The organism is Pseudoalteromonas sp. S1609 (genome assembly GCF_005887255.1).
Classification (GTDB): Bacteria; Pseudomonadota; Gammaproteobacteria; order Enterobacterales; family Alteromonadaceae; genus Pseudoalteromonas.
On record NZ_PNDJ01000027.1, the window covers coordinates 57878 to 81901 of the forward strand.

General features: G+C 40.6%; 24 protein-coding genes. 18 read left to right on the plus strand and 6 right to left on the minus strand.

What is annotated here, in order from left to right; translation table 11 throughout:
* Positions 1-2 precede the first annotated feature (2 nt).
* The 4 genes from CWB76_RS08120 to CWB76_RS08135 all read left to right on the plus strand — a co-directional run bounded on the left by CWB76_RS08120 (position 3) and on the right by CWB76_RS08135 (position 4291).
* Positions 3-743 (plus strand): 2,3,4,5-tetrahydropyridine-2,6-dicarboxylate N-succinyltransferase, encoded by a 741-nt coding sequence (locus tag CWB76_RS08120; protein WP_138606703.1) that lies wholly within the window; start codon positions 3-5, stop codon positions 741-743.
* Complete coding sequence (locus CWB76_RS08125; protein WP_138606705.1) at positions 743-1948, plus strand: PLP-dependent decarboxylase; 1206 nt, start codon at positions 743-745, stop codon at positions 1946-1948. The genes CWB76_RS08120 and CWB76_RS08125 overlap by 1 nt, the downstream gene beginning before the upstream one ends.
* A gap of 5 nt (positions 1949-1953) precedes the next feature.
* The gene (locus CWB76_RS08130) at positions 1954-3075 is read left to right on the plus strand and encodes a succinylglutamate desuccinylase/aspartoacylase family protein (RefSeq protein ID WP_138606707.1); all 1122 of its coding nucleotides are present in this window, start codon (positions 1954-1956) and stop codon (positions 3073-3075) included.
* A gap of 184 nt (positions 3076-3259) precedes the next feature.
* Complete coding sequence (locus CWB76_RS08135; protein ID WP_055012465.1) at positions 3260-4291, plus strand: phospholipase A; 1032 nt, start codon at positions 3260-3262, stop codon at positions 4289-4291.
* 53 nt (positions 4292-4344) lie between these two features.
* Here the strand turns inward: CWB76_RS08135 and CWB76_RS08140 are convergent, their stop codons facing one another.
* Positions 4345-5238 (minus strand): bifunctional GNAT family N-acetyltransferase/hotdog fold thioesterase, encoded by an 894-nt coding sequence (locus tag CWB76_RS08140; RefSeq protein ID WP_138606709.1) that lies wholly within the window; start codon positions 5236-5238, stop codon positions 4345-4347.
* Between the two features lie 123 nt (positions 5239-5361).
* On the opposite strand from CWB76_RS08140, the gene CWB76_RS08145 reads away from it, so the two are divergent.
* Positions 5362-6108, plus strand: a complete 747-nt coding sequence (locus tag CWB76_RS08145; protein ID WP_138606711.1) for a spermidine synthase — start codon at positions 5362-5364, stop codon at positions 6106-6108.
* On the opposite strand, the gene dtd is transcribed toward CWB76_RS08145, so the two are convergent.
* Both dtd and CWB76_RS08155 read right to left on the minus strand, forming a co-directional pair.
* The gene (gene dtd / locus CWB76_RS08150; protein ID WP_010392023.1) at positions 6105-6542 is read right to left on the minus strand and encodes a D-aminoacyl-tRNA deacylase; all 438 of its coding nucleotides are present in this window, start codon (positions 6540-6542) and stop codon (positions 6105-6107) included. The two genes, CWB76_RS08145 and dtd, sit on opposite strands and share 4 nt — an antisense overlap.
* Positions 6543-7424: a virulence factor BrkB family protein gene (locus CWB76_RS08155; protein WP_138606713.1), complete on the minus strand. Its 882-nt coding sequence runs from the start codon at positions 7422-7424 to the stop codon at positions 6543-6545.
* An 86-nt stretch (positions 7425-7510) separates the two neighbouring features.
* On the opposite strand from CWB76_RS08155, the gene CWB76_RS08160 reads away from it, so the two are divergent.
* The 4 genes from CWB76_RS08160 (at position 7511) to CWB76_RS08175 (ending at position 10697) form a co-directional block, all read left to right on the plus strand.
* Complete coding sequence (locus CWB76_RS08160) at positions 7511-8167, plus strand: DUF2959 domain-containing protein (RefSeq protein WP_138606715.1); 657 nt, start codon at positions 7511-7513, stop codon at positions 8165-8167.
* Between the two features lie 133 nt (positions 8168-8300).
* Positions 8301-9392, plus strand: coding sequence for an MBL fold metallo-hydrolase (locus tag CWB76_RS08165; protein WP_138606717.1), 1092 nt, complete (start codon positions 8301-8303; stop codon positions 9390-9392).
* A 73-nt stretch (positions 9393-9465) separates the two neighbouring features.
* Entirely contained in the window at positions 9466-9891 is a 426-nt protein-coding gene (locus CWB76_RS08170; RefSeq protein WP_138606719.1) for a BLUF domain-containing protein, read from the plus strand.
* A 77-nt stretch (positions 9892-9968) separates the two neighbouring features.
* Positions 9969-10697 (plus strand): CBM9 family sugar-binding protein, encoded by a 729-nt coding sequence (locus CWB76_RS08175; RefSeq protein ID WP_138606721.1) that lies wholly within the window; start codon positions 9969-9971, stop codon positions 10695-10697.
* A 285-nt stretch (positions 10698-10982) separates the two neighbouring features.
* Here CWB76_RS08175 and typA read toward each other — a convergent pair whose 3' ends face one another.
* Positions 10983-12806 (minus strand): translational GTPase TypA, encoded by a 1824-nt coding sequence (gene typA / locus CWB76_RS08180; protein WP_010392008.1) that lies wholly within the window; start codon positions 12804-12806, stop codon positions 10983-10985.
* Positions 12807-13314: 508 nt separating this feature from the next.
* On the opposite strand from typA, the gene glnA reads away from it, so the two are divergent.
* The 5 genes from glnA to CWB76_RS08205 all read left to right on the plus strand — a co-directional run bounded on the left by glnA (position 13315) and on the right by CWB76_RS08205 (position 18391).
* Positions 13315-14721, plus strand: coding sequence for a glutamate--ammonia ligase (gene glnA / locus CWB76_RS08185; RefSeq protein WP_010392004.1), 1407 nt, complete (start codon positions 13315-13317; stop codon positions 14719-14721).
* Positions 14722-14835: 114 nt separating this feature from the next.
* Positions 14836-15357 carry a DUF4124 domain-containing protein gene (locus CWB76_RS08190; protein ID WP_138606723.1) on the plus strand — a complete coding sequence of 174 codons (522 nt, stop codon included), beginning with the start codon at positions 14836-14838 and terminating at the stop codon, positions 15355-15357.
* An 81-nt stretch (positions 15358-15438) separates the two neighbouring features.
* On the plus strand, positions 15439-16509 hold the full coding sequence (gene glnL / locus CWB76_RS08195; protein ID WP_138606725.1) for a nitrogen regulation protein NR(II): 1071 nt from the start codon (positions 15439-15441) through the stop codon (positions 16507-16509).
* Positions 16510-16524: 15 nt separating this feature from the next.
* Positions 16525-17910: a nitrogen regulation protein NR(I) gene (gene ntrC / locus CWB76_RS08200; protein ID WP_010391999.1), complete on the plus strand. Its 1386-nt coding sequence runs from the start codon at positions 16525-16527 to the stop codon at positions 17908-17910.
* 22 nt (positions 17911-17932) lie between these two features.
* The gene (locus CWB76_RS08205; protein ID WP_008108381.1) at positions 17933-18391 is read left to right on the plus strand and encodes a Crp/Fnr family transcriptional regulator; all 459 of its coding nucleotides are present in this window, start codon (positions 17933-17935) and stop codon (positions 18389-18391) included.
* Positions 18392-18399: 8 nt separating this feature from the next.
* On the opposite strand, the gene CWB76_RS08210 is transcribed toward CWB76_RS08205, so the two are convergent.
* Both CWB76_RS08210 and CWB76_RS08215 read right to left on the minus strand, forming a co-directional pair.
* The gene (locus CWB76_RS08210; protein WP_138606727.1) at positions 18400-19065 is read right to left on the minus strand and encodes a hypothetical protein; all 666 of its coding nucleotides are present in this window, start codon (positions 19063-19065) and stop codon (positions 18400-18402) included.
* A gap of 71 nt (positions 19066-19136) precedes the next feature.
* Entirely contained in the window at positions 19137-19418 is a 282-nt protein-coding gene (locus tag CWB76_RS08215; RefSeq protein WP_008108379.1) for a hypothetical protein, read from the minus strand.
* A 244-nt stretch (positions 19419-19662) separates the two neighbouring features.
* On the opposite strand from CWB76_RS08215, the gene CWB76_RS08220 reads away from it, so the two are divergent.
* The 4 genes from CWB76_RS08220 to CWB76_RS20270 all read left to right on the plus strand — a co-directional run bounded on the left by CWB76_RS08220 (position 19663) and on the right by CWB76_RS20270 (position 23875).
* Positions 19663-20046, plus strand: a complete 384-nt coding sequence (locus CWB76_RS08220) for an RNA-binding S4 domain-containing protein (protein WP_008108378.1) — start codon at positions 19663-19665, stop codon at positions 20044-20046.
* Positions 20047-20138: 92 nt separating this feature from the next.
* Complete coding sequence (locus CWB76_RS08225; protein WP_138606729.1) at positions 20139-20567, plus strand: hypothetical protein; 429 nt, start codon at positions 20139-20141, stop codon at positions 20565-20567.
* 200 nt (positions 20568-20767) lie between these two features.
* Positions 20768-23512, plus strand: coding sequence for an aconitate hydratase AcnA (gene acnA, locus CWB76_RS08230; protein WP_138606731.1), 2745 nt, complete (start codon positions 20768-20770; stop codon positions 23510-23512).
* A 135-nt stretch (positions 23513-23647) separates the two neighbouring features.
* Positions 23648-23875 carry a hypothetical protein gene (locus CWB76_RS20270; protein ID WP_138606733.1) on the plus strand — a complete coding sequence of 76 codons (228 nt, stop codon included), beginning with the start codon at positions 23648-23650 and terminating at the stop codon, positions 23873-23875.
* Positions 23876-24024: the final 149 nt, after the last annotated feature.

Sequence of the window (24024 nt, forward strand, 5' to 3'; positions counted from 1 at the left end):
TAATGAGCTGGTTAGAACTATTAAATAATTTAGAAACGGGCGCAGTTCGCGCAGCAACACAAGACGAAAACGGCCAATGGCACGCTAACGTAGAAGTAAAGCAAGGCATTTTAGAGGCATTTAAAAACGGCACTAACATGGAGTTTCCTGATGGCTTTGTTGATAAACACAATCTAGCGCCGCAATGCTTTGAAGCCACAGCAGGCGTTCGCATGGTGCCAGGTGGTTCAAGTGTGCGCCGTGGTGCACATGTTGCCAAAGGCACTATTATTATGCCACCTGCGTACGTAAATATTGGCGCCTTCATTGACGAGGGCACTATGGTAGATAGCCATGCATTGGTTGGCTCATGTGCGCAAGTGGGTAAAAATGTTCATTTGAGCGCCGCGGTACAATTAGGCGGGGTACTTGAGCCCATTGGCGCAAGCCCTGTGGTCATAGAAGACGATGCATTTATCGGTGCAGGCTGTGTGATTGTTGAAGGCGTGGTAGTTAAAAAAGGCGCGGTACTTGCCCCAGGTGTTCGCTTATCTGCAACCATCCCTGTTTATGACTGCGTTAATGAGCGTCAGCTTGATAAAGGCGAAGCAATCCCTGAATACGCGATTGTGATCCCAGGCTCTCGCCCTGCGTCAAATGACTGGGCCCGTGATCAAGGCTTGAGTATGTCGTGTGCCTTAATTGTTAAATACCGGGACGAGCAAAGTGACGCGTCATTATTGCTTGAAGAGGTTTTACGTTAATGACCTTTTTGAGCACGCCCGTTAAAAGCGCTATTGATGAGCTTTCGAGTAAACTCGATACTCCATTTTTTGTCTATGACCTCGACTCACTAGATGCGCACCTTGCGCACTTAGTGGCGCAAACCGAAGTAAAGCTTTGGTATGCGGTTAAAGCCAATCCCCTATCTAAAGTGATACAAAGTTTAGATAACGCAGGTTTTAACTTTGATGTCGCCAGTAAAGGCGAACTTGAGCAAGTACTTGCTCAAGGCATTAGCAGCGAGCGCGTGCTCAACACGGGCCCTGCTAAAAGCCCAAGCCAAATTAAACACTTTATTGAGCGCGGTGTACGCATATTTGTGGCAGAAAGTCTTAATCAGGTGCGTTGGTTAAACGAACAAGCCGATGCCCAGCAGTGCCAGTTGCAAGTATTACTGCGTGTTCAATTACGCTGGCCCGAGGGTGATAAAAACCCACTTGGTGGTGATAGCCTTACTCCATTTGGCTTAGGGTGCGATGAATGGCAATCGCTCAATACTAAAGCCTACACAGCATTGAGCTTTGATGGCCTACATATTTTTCAGTGGGGTAACATGCTCAGCAGCGACAAACTTGCAGATCTGTGGTCGCAAATGATTACGCCGTTGAGGCAACTTGCTGAGCATTTAAATATAAACCTGAATATTTTAGATTTAGGTGGCGGTTTAGGTATTCCTTACACCCTTAATGACCCGACTTTAAGCTGGGATGCATTAATAGCAGCCCTTGCAAAGATTAAACGCGATGCGGGTGTTAAAGAGCTGTGGATGGAACTAGGTCGCTATGCTGTAGGCGAATGCGGCCACTACGCCACACCTGTGGTTGAGCGCAAATTAAACTACGGCCAACAGCAGGTAATTATGAGCGGCGGTATTAATCACTTATTGCGCCCTGCGGTTACTAATCAAGACTTTCCTGCGCGTTTATTACGAGATTCAAACGCAGCAAACCAAGCAATGAGCCTATACGGACCTTTATGTACAGCACTAGACTGCTTAGGGGAGCATCAATTACCGAGCGATTTAAATGAACATGACTGGCTGGTGTTTAGTCAATGCGGTGCTTATGGTTTTACCGAAAGTATGCCGTACTTTTTGTGCCATGAACTGGCCGGTGAATATGTTATACACCATGGCGCAATCAACTGTATTCGCCAAGCAGAAGATGCAAGCCACTACTTGAGGTAATAAAAATGAATAACACCACAGCTATAAGCCAGGAAAATATTGTAGTTGGTGAAGTGGCAAATGGCCTACCACTGACTATTCCTGTCTATCGTTTAAAGGGCGATGGCACAGGCCCAAGTGTGTATATACAAGCTAATATGCATGGTGCCGAAGTACAAGGTAACGCGGTTATTTATCAGCTACTTGAACAGCTAAAAAACCTTAATTTAAAAGGTGACATTACCTTAGTCCCCTACGCTAACCCCATTGGCTGTAATCAAAAATCGGGCGAATTTACGCTTGGCCGATTCGATCCTATTACGGGGACTAATTGGAATCGTATGTATCACTGTAATAATCAGCTTGCATCACAGTTTGCAAAGCAATACTGCGACGCTGACGATACAGCTCTAAAAACAGCATTTAAAACCGCGTTAATTAATGATGTTGAGCAGCAACTTAATGGCCCAGACTATCGTTTAACAACCGGTAAACGCATAGCGCTAAACTTACAAAGACTAGCGCATCAGGCTGATATTGTTTTAGATTTACACACTGGCCCTATTTCTAGTCAGCACTTATATTGTCCTGAATATGCCACAGAAAGTGCCCGTTACTTTAATATTCCCCATGTGCTAGTGATCCCTAATGACTTTGATGGGGCAATGGATGAAGCGAGCTTTTGTCCATGGTGGCAACTTAGCGAGCAACTTGCTCAGCAAGGCCGAAATTTTAACGTACAAGTTGAAGCCTTTACGGTAGAGCTAGGAAGCCAAGAAAAAATAGATTTAAGCGCGGCACTAGACGATGCCAATAGTATTTTAAGTTATTTAAATCATAAGAAAGTATTTGTTGATGCCTCCTACAAGCCAAAGGTGATGACAAGGTATGGCTGCCAACTAAATGATTATATTGCTTACTATGCACCTATGGGTGGCATGGTTGAATACTTAGCCCCTCTTGGTGGGCACATTAAAGCGGGCGAACCTATAGCTAAAATACTGCGAATGGAACGCTACCTAAGCGAACAACCACTGCAAACATTAATCTTTGATCTTGATGCAATTGCGATATTGCATTTTGCCTCAGCTAGTGTGAACCAAGGAACTGAACTTTATAAGTTTTTTACAAACGTTTTTGAGCTTTAGCTCACCCCTTCTCATTGCGTGAGAGTCTAACTAGCGAGCTATTAGCTAGTTATCCAGTAAAAGCGACTTAGGTCGCTTTTCTTTTTGCTTTATTAAAGTTCAGGACAAATTCACCGTATACGTGTTAAAAATGCGTTATAATCACAACAAATCTGTTACTTCCCTCACTTACAAAGGAATTATAATGAGTTGGCGCCACTGGATACTACTCTCAACATTACTAAGTACTGCTGTTATTGCTGAAGAAACAGCAAAAAACGAGCAAAACAATGAACTTGAGCTGGTTAAACAATGTATATTAAATGAAGTGATAGGTGGAGACGGTAAGCAAACCCTCGATCAATTGCGCGAAAAATGCTCTGCAGTTGAAGAAAGCAAGCAGCTAACAGCTATCGATAAACGCCAAGCCCGTGAAGCGGTTGGCAAAAAGAATCGTAATGTAATTACGCCGCATAAACGTAATTATATTTTACCGGTTTCATATATGTCGAACCCAAACACTCGTCCGTTTGATGGATTTGCAGAATTAACCGATAAAAAAGATGGCGACCCTCTCGATAACCTAGAAGCTAAATATCAGTTATCAATTAAAGTACCTTTGTATGATGAGTTTGCCGACTCAGACCAAGCTATATTTTTTGGCTTTACTCTGCAGTCATACTGGCAAGTATACAACGACGATATTTCTTCTCCCTTTCGAGAAACTAATTACGAGCCAGAAATTTTCTGGATTAATTACTTAGACCCTGAAAACGTTTTATGGGGCGATGAAATGGCAATAGCCATTGGTATTTCGCATCAATCTAATGGCCGTAGTCAGCCAAACTCGCGTTCTTGGAACCGTATTTATGCCGATTTCATTTGGGAAAATGACGGCTTTGTATTTAGCTTTAAGCCTTGGTACCGCATTCCTGAAAATGAAAAGCCTGCGCCGTTAGATGCACGAGGTGACGATAACCCTGATATCTATAAATACATGGGTTACTTTGAATTTGGTGGCGCGTATCGCTTTCACGATCATGAATTTAGTTTTATGACTCGTAATAATTTAAATTCAGATAACCGCGGGGCAATTCAGCTTGATTGGTCATTCCCTCTATGGGGAAGAGTACGCGGCTATGCGCAGTACTTTAATGGCTATGGTGAGAGTTTAATAGACTATAACGCCGATATTGAACGCTTTGGTGTCGGTATATTACTGACTGACTTACTGTAATAACCGCTAATAAAAAAGCCAAGCAACTCGCTTGGCTTTTTCGTTTATTCTTATTACTTTTTAACCACAAACTGCCCTTCAAACTGAGCAACTATTTGATCACCATCAAAAATGGTTACTGGCACTAAATAGCTCGCCTTACCCGCCTCTTGTAACTCTATTAAGTTACCTTTGCAGGTTTGAATATCAACACAGCCTTTAGGGTCGGTATTCAGTGGTTTTAAATATTTAATATTAGCATCGGCTAACACTATATTACCCTCAAGTCCGGCTTCTTTTAATGCTAAGTACGTTGCTCCCCAACCCGTTAGTGTAGCTAGGCTATAAATAGAGCCTGCAAACATGGTGTTGTGTAAGTTTAAGTTAGCATTTAAATCTGCACGAGTAGTAAATTGCCAATCAGTGTAGCTTTCTACTTTTATCCCCATTGCATCACTAATAGGGATTGATTCGCGCCATGTATTTTGCAGTACTTGAGTCCAATTAGGGTGACGAAACCAACCTGGTTCACTCGGCTTAAGCTTAACCATTTTATAATGCTGAACATCACCATAGGCTAAATGCGCCTTTTCTTTGTTTTCGTAGCCATGGCGCTGATAAAATTCCAGGGCACGTTCGCGTGCAAACAGCACTAATTCATCAGCATCTTGATTCCACGCTATTTTTTCTAGCTCATGTAATAAGCGACTGCCAATATGTTGATTACGGTTACCCTCTGCAACCGCCATATAACGTACTTGAGCTTGTTGCTGATTATTAAAGTGCAAACGCGCCACACCCAGTACTTCACCTGCTTTATTTTTAATAAAGCGGTGTTCAGCTTCTTGCTCTAAATCGTCTTGCTCAGAACCACGAGGTTCGCCCCATGGTGCACGTAAAACTTGCCAGCGTAATTGATAATAGGCTTGCCAGTCTTCACTACTTTGAGGGGTGCTCACTTGAAACATACAGACTCCATAAATTAAAAATGTAAAAATATTACGCTGTGCATTTTGTGAAAAACACCATACTCGATCTGGGTAAAACTGCAAATACGACTTTGGTTTCCTATAAATGACTGTAAAAAATTAATGACAAAATCGATTGCGCTTTACCACTGCTGGTTTATGCTCAATACCATGAATAAATATATCCATGGTAGCAGTGGCCTGATCAGCAGGCACTTTATTGAGCATAGTTCATCGCTAGGCCAGTTACTTTATTGGCATAATCAACATGGCATAAATATACAAGTTCGAGAGCATCAACAGCTGCGCTGGCTGCTTATTAACAACACCTTGCAATCAGTTATTTTAACCCGGAGTCCACAAGTATTACTGTTTCCTCACCTTGCCTATTTAGCAACAGTTTGGCAGCAACGACCAGCGCCTAAAAAAATACTTGAGCTCGGTTTAGGTGGTGGTGCTATACGCAACTACCTGTTAAAACAGTACCCTCGAGTACAGCTGACTTCAGTAGAAAAAAACCCTCATATAATTGACTGTTATCAAGATTTTTTTGCCCTTAATGAACAGGGCCAAATTTACTGTGAAGACGCACAAACAGTTTTAAAGTCAGCGGTGAATATAGATTGGATTATTTTAGATTTATTTAGTGAACTAGACGCCCCTAGATTCTTATTTGATTTATGTTTTTATCAAACAATTTATGAGGCGCTTGCTCAGCGGGGCATCTTATTTATTAACTTTTTATCGCAACATAGCTCCCAACTTACGCAGCTACAACTTGTGCTTAAGCGCGTGTTTGGGGGAGCCGTTAGTATTAAAAAGATCACCGGATTTGTGAATCACATTGTGGTTGTAGAAAAAACACTTTAAGCGGTTAAATTAAAGGTAACCGGACCGTCGTTACATAAACTAACCTGCATATCGGCTGCAAATACACCGGTAGCGACCTTTATACCGAGTAATTTAGCCTGCTCAACAAAGTAATTATATAATGCTTGCGCTTGATCTGGTGTGGCTGCCGATGAAAAACTAGGACGCATGCCTTTTTTGGTATTAGCTGCAAGTGTAAATTGCGATATGACTAATAGCTCGCCTTGTATGTCTTTAAGACTGAGGTTCATTTTATCGTTTTCATCACTAAAAATTCGATAATTACTGACTTTGTGCAATAGTTTATCAGCAACACGCTCATCATCTTCTTTTTCAACACCAAGCAGTAATACAATACCTTGCTTTATTTCGCCAACAATCTGTTTTTCTATTGCTACGTTAGCGTGTGTTACCCGTTGAATTAGTCCTTGCATTTATTCACTACCCTCTGCTTGTTGCTCTTTTTTATTGTAATGTTGCATGTTAATACACACAGTAAATTCAGCACCTAGTAGCACGACTACCCACGACAAGTATACCCATACAAACAAAATAGGAATGGTTGCTACCGCACCATAAATCACTTCGTATGATGGAAAATGGCTAATGTATAAAGCAAAGCCTTTTTTGGTTAACTCAAATAACATTGCAGCAAACAGTGCACCAGGAATAGCGGCCCTAAATGAAACTCGCGTATTCGGCACTAAGGTATACAGCATGATAAAACCTGCCATAGAAATAGCATAAGGGAGTAGTTTTAATAAAAAACCACTAAACCCAGGGATCCCCTGATCAGCAAACGACACTAGTGACACAATATAAGAGGTGACACCAATACTCGCACCCAGTAGTACAGGTCCCAAGCTCAGTACCATCCAATACACAGCAAAGGATATCATCATTGGGCGTTTTTTCTTTACTCGCCAAATACGGTTTAGTGTGGCATCTACATTACGAATAAGTAGCAAGGCAATGGCTGCCAAAAAACCAATACCTACCGCCGTCATTTGATTAGCATTACCAGCAAACGAGCTAATATGTTCTTTAATAACATCGGAAGAAGTCGGCACAAAGTTAGTAAATAAAAAACTTTCAATGGCTAAACGGGTCGATTCAAACCCCGGAAAAGCAGAGAAGATTGCCACACCAACCGCTATCAACGGAACCAACGACAACAAGGTAACGTATGCTAAATACCCTGCATTAATGGTTATTTGATCGTCTATACAGCGATTGAAATATTGCATCCACCAGCCTGGTTGCTGTTTTAGAAACACCTTAACTTGCTGTTTATAATGAGAGAGCTTATCATTCATACAATTAACTTTGTTGGTGAGCTTTTGATTATAATAACAATCAAGGCCATAATTTACAGCATTAACACTCGTAAATAGGAATTCAGATGAAAAAACAAACATTATTAGGGACAGCCATACTCTCGTTAATGCTGATGCTTTCAGGTTGTCAGTCGGCTTATTATTCGGCAATGGAAAAAGTAGGTGTCCATAAACGTGACATCCTTATTGATCGCGTTGAAGAAACGAAAGACTCACAACAAGAGTCGCAAGAAGAATTTCAATCAGCACTCGAGCGTCTAACTACTTTAATTAATTTCGATGGTGGTGAGTTGCAAGACGCTTACAATCAACTTAATGACGATTACGAGTCGAGCTTAGCGGCGGCAAATGAAGTATCAAGTAACATAAATAAAGTAGAAGATGTTGCTGATGCGTTGTTTGATGAGTGGAGCGATGAGTTAGAGCAATACAAAAGCGCCTCACTTAAGCGTCAAAGCAGTAAAAAACTAGCTGCAACTCAGCGCCAATTTAGCCAATTACTTCGCTCAATGCGCAGCGCTGAGAGCAAAATGGAGCCAGTATTATCGTCTTTACAAGATAACGTGCTTTACTTAAAACATAACTTAAACGCACAAGCGGTAGCCGCTATAAAAGGTGAGTTTACTAACCTTAAGCGTGATATTCAGTTACTCATGAATGACATGAATAAGTCGATTGAAGACTCAAATAAATTTATTGAGCAAATGAATACCGTGGGCTAATTACTATAAGTCCGTTTAATAAGCCTACTAAATTGTAGGCTTTTTTATTGTTACTTTTTGTTACCTTTAAGCTCTTCGTTAATCCGCTGTTGTTGTTATACTTTTACAAAATAATAATAATTAGAACAGTAAAATGAAGTTTAAAGCTATCACCCTAATACTTGCATGCACAATGCTCAGCGCCTGCCAAACAGCTAACCATGTTGAAGTTATTGCAGGGGAGCAAACCATTACCCCGCTACATAAAGATGGCGAGCGAGAAGGACGCTTTCATAACCTCTACCCCGGGAAAAAAACTTACCCGACTACCTGTGAAAGCAACTGCTACCCAACTAGCCCAAAACTACAATGCGAAAAAGACAGCGAAAACTGCCAATTTATTGGTGAACAACTGCCCATTAATTTAAATACTGGCTTTAGCTTACGCTGGCTGGGACACGCTGGGTTTATGATCCGCACGCCTAACGGACAGCAAGTGTTACTCGATCCTGTAAAAGAGCAGTTTGACTCACCTGTAGATTTAGCATTTAGACTAGCCTCTGGGTTTTACCGACAGCCCGGCGATTGGCTCACAGATAGTGAACTGAAAAACTTAGACGCTGTGATGTACTCGCATATTCATTACGATCACTTTAATAAAGCAGATATAGAAGAGATCGGTAATAAACCTCGCTACTTAACACCACTAGGCATGGCCGACAACTTCCCCACAGGCGGGTTTAATATTAGTGAAATGGCGTGGTATGCAAAAACAAATATTGGCGATTTAGCTATCCATGCCTTGCCTGCTCATCACTTTAGCAGTCGTGTATTAGTGCCCTTTATTTACGAAGACAACGATAAAGACTTATGGAATGGCTGGCTACTTGAACAAAATGGCAGCTCCTTATTTTTTGCAGGCGACACTGGCTATTCAAAACACTTCAGCGATATACAGCAAAAATATGGCGATATTGATGTGTGCTTAATGCCTATAGCTTCTTACTACAGCGAAGACAACCCTAAATGGTATCGTTACGTTCATACAACCCCAGAAGACGCTCTAACAGCAGCACAAGAACTTAACTGTAAAATAATGATACCTTGGGGATACGGTAACTCATCATGGAAAATGGGCGACCACACTAGCCATTCAGCCTTACTGCGTTTATTGTATATGCACAAAAAAATGGACTCGAAAATCCCCCTGCATATTTTAAATGAAGGTGAGAGTATTAAACTTTAATCAGTCATTTACAAACTTAGTAATAACCTCTCTGCTGAACTATGTTTAATTAACTAAACAATGTGGAGGTTTTATGTTTCTTGTACGACTTATTTACGCCAGCAAAATAAGTAGTGATTTTGGGCCTGAAGATATAGAAAATATTTTACAAAGTGCTAGAACCTATAATGTAAAAACAAACGTCACCGGCATGTTATGTTTTAGCAATGATTACTTTTTACAATGTCTGGAAGGCTCTAGAACCGCTGTAAATAATACCTACCAACAAATATTAAACGATAAACGTCACCATAATGTAATTATGCTCAACTATACCCAAATTCCTGAAAGAGAGTTTGAAAAATGGTCAATGGGCTATGTACCGCAATCTAAGCTAACCGAATCACTGAATCTCAAGTTTTCAGGCTCCATTGATTTTAATCCTTTTAAAATGTCTGGAGAAAGTGCGCATTTATTAATGCTCGCATTAAAAGACAGCATAGCAGGCACAATCAGTTAGTATAAAAATAGACTACGAGATTGTTTTTAATAGCTATTTAAGCCAAGCTAAATCATCCTTAATTGATGAGATGACTAATGAAAAAAACACTACTTGCTTTTAGCTTACTTTTTACCCAGCCACTCATGGCTATTAACGTTAGTCATACACCAACAGCTATTACTATTGATGGGGTTTCTGAAAGTGCATGGGACAAAGCCACTTGGCATAATATGCCATACTTAATGGACGGCACCCTACCAGACTCAGACAAGGATTTTAAAGGTCGCTACAAATTACTGTGGGATGAAGATTATCTTTACTTGCAAGCCGATATTGCTGATGATGTACTAATTGATACGCACCCAGATCCAACGGTAAAATATTGGGATGATGATGCCCTTGAAGTTTTTATTGATAGCGACGCATCTGGTGGTAATCACCAATTTAACCATACAGCATTTGCTTATCATATTGGTCTTGATAACCAAGCTGCCGATTATGGGCCTGATAAAAAAGCGCATTTATATACCGACCATTTAGTTAGTAACTGGAAACGCAATACCACTGCGCCCTATAACATCACGTGGGAAGTGGCGATAAAACTCTACCCGAATGATTATCAACAAGTCGCACAAAACACTCCGCTTAAATTAACGCCAAAGCAAGTAGTCGGTTTTATGCTCGCATATTGCGATAACGACGGCAGTAAAGTTCGTGAGCACTTCATAGGTTCACACGAAGTACAGCCTGTTAACGGCAGTCGCAACCTTGGCTATATAGATGCTGATGTGTTTGGAAAAATCACTCTACTACCGAAAAAGTGATGAAGTTAGCGAACTGGCCTTTTTGTTGGGTTGAGTGCAACGAAACCAAAAAAATAGGGGTTTTACATTATCAGTTGTTTTAGCTCTTACTCTTTTACTTCTCATTCTCTTCTCTTTGTGTAAATATTTTTAAGTGAATTTTTTACAAAGAGGGTAAGAGGCGCTGCGCTTTTAGAGCTTAATACTGATAACTAAAAACTGAAAGCTTCTCTTACTTTAAAAACAAAAAAGCCGCTGTATCTTTCAATACAGCGGCTTTTAAAATCATTGTTCTAAATTAATAGATTATGACTTAGGAGCACGACCCGCACGTTTACGCTCATTTTCAGTTAAATGACGCTTACGAATACGAATGTTCTCAGGTGTTACTTCTACTAACTCATCATCAGCAATAAACTCAAGCGCTTGCTCAAGTGAATAGTTAAGTGCTGGTGTTAGTGTTTGTGCTTCATCTGTACCAGATGCACGAACGTTAGTAAGTTGCTTACCTTTAAGTGCGTTAACTGTAAGGTCGTTATCACGGCTATGAATACCAATAACCATACCTTCATAAACTTCAACACCGTGACCGATAAATAAACGGCCGCGCTCTTGTAAGTTAAATAGTGCGTTAGTAAGTGCTTTACCAGTTGCGTTTGCAATCATTACGCCGTTCTTACGAACACCTAGCTCGCCACCTTTGTGCGGACCGTAGTGGTCGAACGTATGGTAAAGTAAACCAGAACCCGACGTTAATGTCATGAACTCAGTTTGAAAACCGATTAAGCCACGGCTTGGGATCATAAAGTCCATACGCATACGGCCTTTACCATCTGGTGCCATGTCAGTTAGCTCACCTTTACGAAGACCAATTTGCTCCATGATAGAACCTTGATGCTCTTCTTCACAGTCAATTGTAAGTGTTTCATACGGTTCTTCTAACACACCATCAACAGTACGTAAGATTACTTCTGGACGAGATACAGCAAGCTCGTAACCTTCACGACGCATGTTCTCGATTAAGATACCTAGGTGTAATTCACCACGACCTGATACACGGAAGCTATCTGGGTTATCTGTATCTGCAACACGAAGTGCTACGTTATGTACTAATTCCTTGTCTAAACGCTCACGAATATTACGTGATGTTACAAACTTACCTTCTTTACCACAGAAAGGAGAGTTGTTTACAGAGAACGTCATTGTTACTGTTGGCTCATCAACACTTAATGGTGGTAATGCTTCAACGTTGTTAGGACAACAAAGCGTATCTGAAATCTTAAGCTCGCCTAAACCTGTTACTGTTACGATGTTACCAGCGTAAGCTTTATCAGTTTCAATACGCTCAAGGCCTAAGTAACTTTGTACTGAACCAATCTTACCATTACGAGTTGTGCCGTCTGCACTGATAACCGTAACTTGTTGGTTAGGTGCAACAGAACCACGTTTAATACGACCAATACCAATTACACCCTTATAAGAGTTGTAATCAAGCTGTGAAATCTGCATTTGGAAGTCACCTTCAGGATCTGCATCCGGTGGTGATACTTCGTCAACGATCATCTTGAACATAGGTTCCATGTTATCTGATGCTTCGTCTAAATCTAATGTAGCCCAACCATTGATTGCTGATGCGTAGATTACTTTAAAATCTAACTGCTCATCAGTTGCGCCTAAGTTGTCGAATAAATCAAAGATTTGATCCATAACCCAATCAGGGCGAGCACCTGGCTTATCAATTTTATTGATAACAACGATTGGCTTTAAGCCTTGCGCGAATGCCTTTTGCGTTACGAAACGCGTTTGTGGCATTGGGCCTTCTTGAGCGTCAACAAGTAGTAGTACTGAGTCAGCCATCGAAAGTACGCGTTCAACTTCACCACCGAAGTCGGCGTGTCCAGGAGTATCTACGATATTGATATGGTAATCATTCCAAGATATAGCGGTGTTTTTCGCTAAAATGGTAATACCACGTTCTTTTTCAATGTCGTTTGAATCCATCACGCGCTCTTCATTACCGCCGCGTGTTTCTAATGTACCTGATTGCTCAAGTAGTTTATCAACCAATGTTGTTTTACCGTGGTCAACGTGGGCGATAATTGCTATATTTCTTAACTTTTCGATACTCATATGTTCACTCAGAGAAATTGATCTCATTGATCCTGCAGGGGGCTATACGTACTCACCTGCGCTTTCACGAGATGTCCCAGCATAGGATTTAAAAGGGCGCATATTATCCCCTATAAATGGAATGGATGAAAGTTTATCCAAAATAAAATTTCAAACTTTCGCAATAAAATAATTAACCCTTTGTTTTAAAATAATTAATTTTGATGATTAATTTTTATAAATTTATCTCAAAAGGTGGTTTTGAGTTAATTTAAAGCGACTTTACTGCGCATTTTGCATTTTCTTTGTGTTAGTCTAAGGTGATTAATTTGCAAGCAATTATGACTCTGTAAATGTTGCACCTTTTTGGAATTATTACGCACCAAAACAGTGCTTAATCTATATCACCTTTATGTTGTTTATATATTTTTACATAAAAAACAATAGATTATAATAGTGGCATAAAATCAGCTTGTTAGTATTTAAAGTATCTAAGCAGCAATAATAAAACCCAATAGTTGGAGGACACATGTCACAATCGGTTTTAGATTTTATTAAAGAAAATGACGTTAAGTTCATTGATTTACGCTTTACTGACACAAAAGGTAAAGAGCAACATGTTTCTATTCCTCATCATCAAGTTGATGAAGACTTTTTTGAAGATGGAAAAATGTTCGACGGTTCTTCAATTGCTGGCTGGAAAGGCATTAATGAATCAGACATGGTGTTATTACCTGATGCAGATTCAATCAAGCTTGACCCTTTCACAGAAGAAACAACGCTAATCGTTCGTTGTGACGTGGTTGAGCCTTCTACATTACAAGGTTATGAGCGCGACCCACGCTCAGTAGCTAAACGCGCTGAAGAGTACATGCGCTCTACTGGTATTGCTGACACAGTTTTATTTGGTCCAGAGCCAGAGTTTTTCGTATTTGACGACGTTAAATACAAGTCTGACATGTCAGGCTCAATGTATAAAATTGATTCTAAGCAAGCAGCTTGGAACTCAGATAAAGAATATGCAGATGGCAACACAGGCCACCGTCCAGGTGTTAAAGGCGGTTACTTCCCAGTTGCACCTGTTGATGATTTCCAAGATTGGCGTTCTGCAACGTGTTTAGTTCTTGAAGAGCTAGGCCAAGTTGTTGAAGCACATCACCACGAAGTGGCGACTGCCGGTCAGAATGAAATCGCAACTCGTTTTAACACTATGGTATTAAAAGCAGACGAAATCCAAGAAATGAAATATGTTATACACAACATGGCTCATTTATACGGAAAGACAGCAACCTTTATGCCTAAGCCTGTTGTTGGCGATAACGGTTCAGGTATGCACTGTCACCAGTCTTTAGCTAAAGACGGCGTAAACTTATTCGCAGGTGATAAATACGGCGGTCTTTCTGAAGACGCGCTTTACTACATTGGTGGTATCATCAAACATGCTAAAGCAATCAACGCTTTTGCTAACGCGTCAACTAACTCGTACAAACGTTTAGTACCCGGCTTTGAAGCACCGGTAATGCTTGCATACTCTGCACGTAACCGTTCAGCATCAATTCGTATTCCAGTGGTTCCATCTGCAAAAGGTCGTCGTATTGAAGTGCGCTTCCCAGATCCAACTGCTAACCCATATCTTGCATTCTCAGCAATGCTTATGGCTGGCCTTGACGGAATTAAAAACAAAATTCACCCTGGCGATGCGATGGATAAGGATTTATACGACTTACCAGCTGAAGAAGCAGCAGAAATTCCAACAGTGGCAGCCTCATTAGATGAAGCACTAGCGGCATTAGATGCAGACCGTGAGTTCTTAAACCAAGGTGGCGTATTTACTAACGACCTAATTGATGCTTACATTGCACTTAAGTCAAAAGAAGTTGAAAAACTTAACATGACAACTCACCCAGTTGAGTTTGAAATGTACTACAGCTGTTAATTTATTAACCGATAAATAATGTGTGTTTTAAGCCCGCTCTGCGGGCTTTTTTTATGGTAAATTTAACGGTTCTACACTAAAGTAAAGTATGTTTTAACAATGCAGGTTAGCAGGATGATAGGTAAGGTTTTATTGCTATTAATAGCTTTAATATTAAGCCTTAATAGCCATGCGAATAATAAAAAAATTTACGCATGGAAAGATAAAAATGGTGTACTGGTTTTTTCAGATACCCCTCAACCTGGTGCTAAAGAGGTAAAACTCACTAGCCAACACTTCAACATGCCTGCAACAAATACTGATATTCTTGATACTTCACCAACTAAAACAGCGGTAAAGTTTAAAATTAGCATTACATCACCAGAGCCCAACCAAGCTATAAGAGAAAACACCGGCTCTGTATATGTTTCAACTCAGATTGCGCCTCGGTTTGAAGCTGGATTTACCATTGGTTTATTTTTAAATGGCGTTGCCATTGGTGAACCTAGTGACACCACTACGCTGGCGTTAAGAGATGTAGAGCGCGGGCAACACATATTACAAGTTAAACTTTATAATCAACAAAACCAGGTAATTGCAACTAGCCCTGAAAGTATATTTTTTATGCATCGCAAAGGCCTTAATATAGGTCGGTAATTGCAGTTAAGTACGCACAATTAGCGTATATTTTACTAAAAACCTTGCCTACCTCCCCAGGCGCACTAAAATGGTGCAATAATGATTAACAAAACACATTTTAGCCCAGAGCTACTAAATATAATTTGGCAAAACCAAACCACCGCCCTGATGTTACTTGATGAGAGCTTTACACTCATTTACGCCAACACCAGTGCCAGTGAATTACTTGGTTTAGGCGAAAAGCGCTTACCAGGACAAGCGTTCGATGATTTATTTAATTACCATTCTATCGACTTAAAACGTATTGCACAGTATTCGTTAGTTGATGGTGTAGACTGCCACCAGCATAGAGCTGACGTGGTGTTTATCGATTCTCGCCATGCAAAATTAGCGGTCAGCACGCGACGAATAAAGCATAACAACACCTTTTATATTTTATTTGAATGTCGACAAACTGATGACGAAATAAAGCACGATCAAGTCTCAAATCAAATGCATCAATACCAAGCTGCACGTAACTTAATTCGCGGTTTAGCTCATGAAATTAAAAACCCACTGGGTGGAATTCGCGGGGCGGCGCAATTATTGCAATATGAAGGTGATCAGCAAGAAAGAGATCAATGTGCAGAACTGATAATTGAACAAGCCGATCGATTGCGTGAATTAGTTGATAGACTCCTTGGGCCTAATCAGCTGCCGCAAAAATCGTATGGCAATATACATCAAACATTAGAGTCGGTTGTAAAACTCAGTACCTTAGATAACAACCGCGATATTCGGTTAGTGAAAGACTACGATCCAAGTATTCCTGATGTTTATATTGATCAGAGCAAAGTTCAACAGGTAGTGCTAAACATTGTGCGTAATGCACAACAAGCATTGATAGATGGTGGCGAAATAAAAATAAAAACGCGGATTAATTACCAGCATCGTCGTCCTGGCAAAGCCCCTAAAAAGGCACTACTTATTCAAGTAATGGATAACGGCCCAGGTATTGATGCTAATTTACGCGACACCTTATTTTACCCTATGACTACCAATAAAGAAGGTGGCTCGGGACTTGGACTATCTATAGCGCAAACCTTGATTGATCAACATGACGGCTATATCGAATGTGATAGTTGGCCGGGACATACTGAATTTAATATTTATCTGCCGTTTACAGATTAATACTTTGGAGTTTGCATGAAAACAGCTTGGCTTGTAGATGATGATGCCTCAATTCGCTTTGTACTAGAAAAAGCACTGACTCGCGCAGGGTTTGAAGTAGAAAGTTTTGCAGATGCGCAAAATGTACTTAACGCGCTAAAATTTAGTCAACCTAGCGTATTAATTTCCGATGTACGAATGCCTGGCATGGACGGTATGGCATTACTTGAGCTAATAGCAGAGCAAACGCCAGGGCTACCTGTGATCATTATGACCGCCCACTCAGACCTTGATTCAGCCGTTAATGCATTCCAAAAAGGCGCATTTGAGTATTTGGCCAAGCCGTTTGATTTAAATGAAGCGGTTGCACTGGTGGAAAGTGCGTATCGAGCTAATTCAACTAAAAAAACCAAACGTAAAAGCGCGCCCCCCAAAAGTGCCCATATTATTGGTGAAGCCCCGGCTATGCAGGAAGTGTTTCGTGCTATAGGTAAGCTGTCAGCATCAAGTATGAGCGTACTCATCAACGGTGAGTCAGGAACAGGTAAAGAGTTGGTTGCCAGCGCTTTACATAACCACAGCCCGCGTAAAGAAAACCAATTTATAGCCCTTAATATGGCCGCCATCCCTAAAGAATTAGTTGAATCTGAACTGTTTGGCCACGAAAAAGGCGCTTTTACCGGGGCTGATAGCGTGCGTAAAGGCCGCTTTGAACAAGCTAATGGCGGTACCTTATTTTTGGATGAAATCGGTGATATGCCACTGGATGTACAAACCCGCTTATTGCGTGTATTGGCCGATGGCGAATTTTATCGCGTGGGGGGTCATCAAAGTATAAAAGTAGATGTACGCATTATTGCTGCTACCCATCAAAATTTAGAAGAGCTGGTAAAGCAAGGTAAGTTTAGGGATGATTTATTTCATCGTTTAAACGTGGTTCGCCTGCGTTTACCTGCTTTACGCGAGCGTCCCGAAGATATAGAGCGCTTAGCGCTACACTTTTTACATAAAAGTGCAAAAGACCTGCAAGTAGATAGCAAAGTATTAAGCCCTAAAGCAATTAAACAATTGTGTTTATTTAATTGGCCTGGGAATGTTCGCCAACTTGAAAACACCTGCCGCTGGTTAACCGTTATGGCGCCAGGAGAGCTGATTGGCGAGCAAGATTTACCTCCTGAAATTATTGATAATGCCGCCGCAACCCAAGAAGGGGATTGGCTAGATTCATTTCAGCAGTGGCTTAATCAAGAATTTAAACAAGGTAAAGAAAATATTTGGCCGGATATTCAAGCCCAGCTAGAAACCCGCTTAATCAAAACAGCCCTCGCTAATTGTTCTGGCCATAAGCAAGAAGCTGCCGTAAAAATTGGTTGGGGTCGTAATACGTTGACCCGAAAATTAAAAGAGCGCAATATTAGCTGATTGTTAGAAGCATAGAGAAAGCATGAAGTTAATTGAAAACATCCCTTTGTTTAAGCAAATGGAAATTATAAATCGCTTAGATTTTTTTAAAGAATTCACACTCAATGAGCGCCAGATTTTGCTTGAGTCGTTTGGTTTACTTTATTTAATAAATAAAAATCAGTTTTTATTTAAAGAGTTTGATAACGACAAGCGACTGTTTATTGTGCTTAGTGGATCTTTAATGGTGTTTAAACACAATCACCTACTGGAACTGGGCAGTATAGAACCTGGTGAATTTATTGGTGAAGGTGCATTTATTAATAACCGAGAGCGCAGTATTAATGCACGCGCCAAAGAAAGCGCCATAGTACTGGCTATAACTGCAGATGCTCTCACCCGCCTACCTAATGTCATACGCGAAAAAATTAAAGACCGTATTATTGAAGGTATGAGCCTGCGCATTGCAAAACTCTCGGAGCATATAGAAGAGCACGGTTAACAGTTAACTTAATCCATATAAATAACCTGCATTGAGCAATTAAGCCAGCCTGGCTTATTTACATGAGCTGTTATGGTATATGTGTCTGATGGTTTTTCGCCAAAAGGAGTCTTAACCAATGGCTGTGAATGAGTGTAGGTTTGTGAATAATTGCTGTAGTAAATAACTAAATAGCCGTATAAATATTCCCATTTCAATGTGACTTTTGCGCCGCTGATTAATGTGAACTCAGCATGTTGATCAGTAAAGGTTACGACTAGGTCATTAAACTCATCTTTTTCGCACTGGGTTGTTCGCAACCGAGAAGGCATGGTAAAAGCGTCATCCGCATTAGTATTTTTTAGGTAAAAACCGATATTACCATCACCATAAAAGTGATTTGCGCGTGTGGTGTAGCTAATTTCGGGTTGATAGCCTAACCCTTGCATAATAGTAGCTAACTGCTCTGTTTCTTGGCGTAAAATTCTATCATTTGATAATAGTAAAGTAGCTACGCCAAATTCCCGAGGAATGTCATGCTCAACATATTCGTAAGGTAGGGATTGTGTTTTGAGTGCGGCCTCTAACTGCTGGCGCTGTGAGTCCGATAAACCTTTACTAAATATATACACTATAGGCTGTTGGCATGCACTCAACAATAGCATGAGTGCACACGCTAAAATTCCATTTTTCATTATCACCCCCGTTGATTACAAGTGTAGTCTAAAGGAGTGATTTAAAATCGCAACTTAATTTATTTGGCTGTTTAACCTGAAGTCTGGTTATTTAGCCATGCATCGACACTCTGACGTTTGTACAGCACTTCATTAAATAACCGATGACGCTCAAATACTAGCTCACTTTGTTTGGTTTTAAGCCCGCTAGTTAGCTGGCTATGGGTATCGTTAAACTTAGAGATAACTGAAAAGCCACGTTCAGTGTCTTCTTTTACCTGTTGTGCTAGATGCGCTCTTACATCATCAGCGGTTAACAGATCTGAATGCTCTAAGCCCATTAGCTCTTTTTTCATCGCTAATCTTATGCCCATGTTTTACTCCATTATTTATATTCAATCTCTTATACGGCCGATATTGGCAATTAGCGCGCCAATGTGTAATTTTTTTCGCGTGAAGCTTAACCCTGAATTACTTCAGTTTTTTTAAAGACTATAAAAAGAGATACAAAGTTTCATAAAAAATCACATAATCAACTCACCTAACAAGCTCACTTTGGTGCAAAATAGCCACTGAGCCTTTATACTACAGCTAATACCACCCCCACTGAGAAACATGATGAACGAAGAATATATAGAAGTTGAGTTAGAAGAAGAGCCTATAGAGCTGTGCAAATTATTAAAGGTATTAGATCTTGTTGAAGGTGGTGGTCAAGCAAAAAACCTAATTAGCGAAGGCTATGTCGGTGTTAACCATGAAATTTGTACAATCAAACGGAAAAAATTATACAGCGGTGATGTACTTGCATTTGATGGCGAGTTGTTTCAATTAACGTTAAGTGAAGATGCCACTCCAGCAGAACGTCCAGTTATTGATGAAACAGTTACAGCAGAAAAAGCCGCGCCAGTAGCAACAACAGAGCCGGCTAAAAATAAACGCAAACGCACTAAAAAGCCTAAAGTTGATGAAAAAACGGGTCGTCGCCCTATTTCATTTGGCTAACGCTTAAGTTATATGTGTTATTAAAAGCCAGTTTGCATCACTGGCTTTTTTATTCTTTAATAGAATATCAATAATAAAAAATAGATGCTTACATGTCAGAAAACACCTCAAACCGCTGGATAAAACCCGTACTTATTACCGCCTCATTATGGAACATATTAGGTATTCTTGCATTTGTCATGCAGCTGTTTCTCTCTCCAGAGATGATAAGTAAACTACCTGAAGAACAACAACTTGCTTATAACAGCCAACCTTTATGGGCTACTTTAGCGTTTGCTATCGCTGTATTTGGCGGCGCATTAGGATGCGTACTTTTGTTATTCAAAAAGTCACTAGCCAGATTAACATTAATAATCTCTTTGGCAGCGATTTTAGCTCAGCAATACTATAATTTTATGATTATTAATAGCATCAACTTGTTTGGTATTAGCGCTATTTTTATGCCTATTGCAGTCACCATAATTGCGATTGCATTGGTGTATTTAAGTTTCCATTTAAAACAACAGGACTACTTTAAATAGCACTTTTTTGAGTTTAGTTTTGTGGCCAATTATTACTCAGAGTATCCCTTGAATTTTAACTTTTGGCCTTCATCTCTATTTAAATAACGACCAAAATAAATTATACAATATGGTATTTTTTATCATGGTACACACTTTGCAAATCACTACAGAGGTCACTTTTACAAGAATATTAATCTAATTTATTGAAGGGACAAATAATGAAAAATAGTTTCGACACCCAACAACAGCTCACTATCAATGGCGAGCAGTATCATATCAACTCGCTCATGGGACTTGGCGATAAAGCCAAACGCCTGCCTTTCTCGTTAAAAGTATTGCTAGAAAACTTACTACGTAACGAAGATGGTGTGAATATTAAAGAACAAGATATTCAGGCCTTATTAGATTGGGATCCAAAAGCGAAGCCCTCTGCCGAGGTAGCTTTCACTCCAGCCCGCGTAGTAATGCAAGATTTCACTGGTGTCCCTGCAATTGTTGATTTAGCTGCCATGCGTGATGCGATGGAAAAACTCGGTGGTGATCCTGCAAAAATAAACCCACTTTCTCCTGCTGAGCTGGTAATCGATCACTCGGTGCAAGTGGATGGTTACGGTAAAGATGGTTCATTCGACTTAAACTCAAAATTAGAATATGAGCGTAACAAAGAGCGTTACGAATTTTTACGTTGGGGACAAACCGCATTTGATAACTTAAAAGTTGTACCACCTGCAACCGGTATAGTTCACCAAGTGAATTTAGAGTATTTAGCCCGCGTAGTATTTAATGATACAAAAAACGGCAAATCGTTAGCCTACCCAGATACACTAGTCGGTACAGATTCTCATACAACAATGATTAATGGTTTAGGCGTACTTGGCTGGGGTGTAGGCGGCATTGAAGCCGAAGCCGCCATGCTTGGCCAACCTATTAGCTTGCTTATTCCACAGGTTGTGGGTGTTAAATTAAATGGTCGCTTACCTGAGGGCACTACAGCAACCGATTTAGTACTTACTGTTACTGAAATGCTGCGTAACCACGGTGTGGTAGGTAAGTTTGTTGAGTTTTATGGTGACGGCCTTGCCGACTTACCACTTGCCGATAGAGCAACTATCGCTAATATGGCGCCAGAGTATGGCGCAACCTGTGGTATTTTCCCTATTGATGATGAAACGATTAATTACTTACGCTTAACTAATCGCGATGAGAAGCAGCTCAAACTAATTGAAGATTACGCTAAACACCAAGGCTTATGGCGTAATGATGGCGACGAAGCACATTATACCGATAAGCTTGAACTAACTTTAGATGATGTTGTGCCTAGCCTAGCAGGCCCTAAACGCCCGCAAGATAGAATTACTTTGGATAAAGCCGGCAAGGTTATTGGTCAGCACTTAAAAGACTTTCAAGACGAGCGTATGGCACGTCGTGATAAAAGCGATGAAGAGCAAGCGCGTATTGAAAGCGAAGGTCCTACTATCAACCCTGATGAGCCTACCGATGAAGCGCAGTTTATGGGCGCAGCAAAAGTAAACTTTAATGGAGAAGAATTTGAGTTAAATGATGGTGCCTGTGTTATTGCTGCAATTACTAGCTGTACAAACACATCTAACCCAAGTGTTATTTTAGCTGCCGGTTTAGTAGCTCAAAAAGCACGTCAGTTAGGTATTAATGTAAAACCTTGGGTTAAAACTTCACTTGCACCAGGTTCTCAGGTGGTCACCGATTACCTTGAAAAAGCAGGGTTGATGGATGACTTGGATGCGCTTGGCTTTAATTTAGTTGGTTATGGCTGTACCACATGTATTGGTAATTCAGGCCCACTTGCCGATGAAATTAGTGAGGCGATTCAAAAACACAAATTAGTTGTAAGCTCAATTTTATCGGGTAACCGTAACTTTGAAGGGCGCATACATCAAGATGTTAAAATGAACTTTTTAGCGTCTCCTCCTTTAGTGGTTGCCTATGCCATAGCGGGTAGAACCGATATTGATGTTTACAACGAGCCACTCGCGCAAGATAAGCATGGTAATGATATTTACCTTAAAAATATTTGGCCGAGCGTTAAAGAAGTAAGTGAACTAGTAAAAAGTACGGTAACTAAAGAGATGTTCGAAAAAAGCTACGCCAATGTTTACGATGGCGACAGTCGCTGGCAAAAAATTCAAATACCTGATGGTAAACTTTACGATTGGGACGGTGCTTCGACTTATATCAAAAAAGCCCCCTTCTTTGATGGTATGAGTGTTGAACCACCAGGTATTCCAACTATTGAGGGTGCGCGTTGTTTAGCTAAACTGGGTGATTCGGTGACTACTGATCATATTTCACCAGCAGGCGCAATTAAGGCAGAGGCACCCGCAGGGCTTTACCTACAAGAAAATGGGGTTGAAAAAGTACAATTTAACTCTTATGGTTCACGACGTGGTAATCACGAAGTAATGATGCGCGGTACATTCGCTAATGTGCGCCTTAAAAACTTACTAGCCCCTGGTACCGAGGGCGGTGTTACCCGCACTCAACCTGATGATAAGCTAGAAAGTATTTATGACGCGGCAATGGCATATCAAGAAAGTGGAATACCACTAGTGGTTCTAGCAGGTAAAGAGTATGGTACCGGCTCTTCGCGAGATTGGGCTGCAAAAGGGTCATTATTACTCGGTATTAAAGCTGTGATAGCACAAAGCTATGAGCGTATTCACCGTTCTAATTTAATTGGTATGGGCGTACTTCCTTTACAATTTAAAGAAGGTGAAAGCCATGAATCACTAGGCTTAACTGGGCAAGAGCAATTTGATATTCAAGGGTTATACGATAAAACCGACGAAGTCAGTGTAATTGCCACTAACAGTGAAGGTAAACAAGTTAGCTTTAGTGCCGATGTGCGTATTGATACTCCGAAAGAGTGGGATTACTACAAACATGGCGGTATTTTACAGTACGTACTGCGCAATATGCTTGACTAACAGCTTAAAACGAAAATGCAGCCCGGCTCAGTAATGAGCTGGGCTTTTTTATATTATTAATGGATGCTTGCGCTAAATCAATGCCGCTTTATAAAGATTACATACACTAAGAAGACACGCTGCGCAGAGGTCGCTATGTCTTCAATTGTAATAATAAGACTACTTAAAACATCGATTTTGCTTGGATTGTGCTTAATAGTGACAGGCCATGGTTTAATTGTATCGAGCTACTTTACCAACCAGTTCGGCATTAAAGGTATTATTACTGCAGCTGCCTGTATTGCAATTGGCGTACTTTTATCGTTGCCCACAAAAATATACTTAACTATATTATTAGGGTCTGTTGACCTTTGCGGATTATAATTTGTTCAAACTAGGGGCGGTTTAATCGCGGCGCGAGATTTGTAACCTAGTGGGCTAAGTAAAAACCGAGCAACAAAGAGTAAATCGCCCTTAGGCAGAACCCTTCGGGCAGCGCCTGTTTGGCATTGATGCTGCGTTTTCGCCTATTG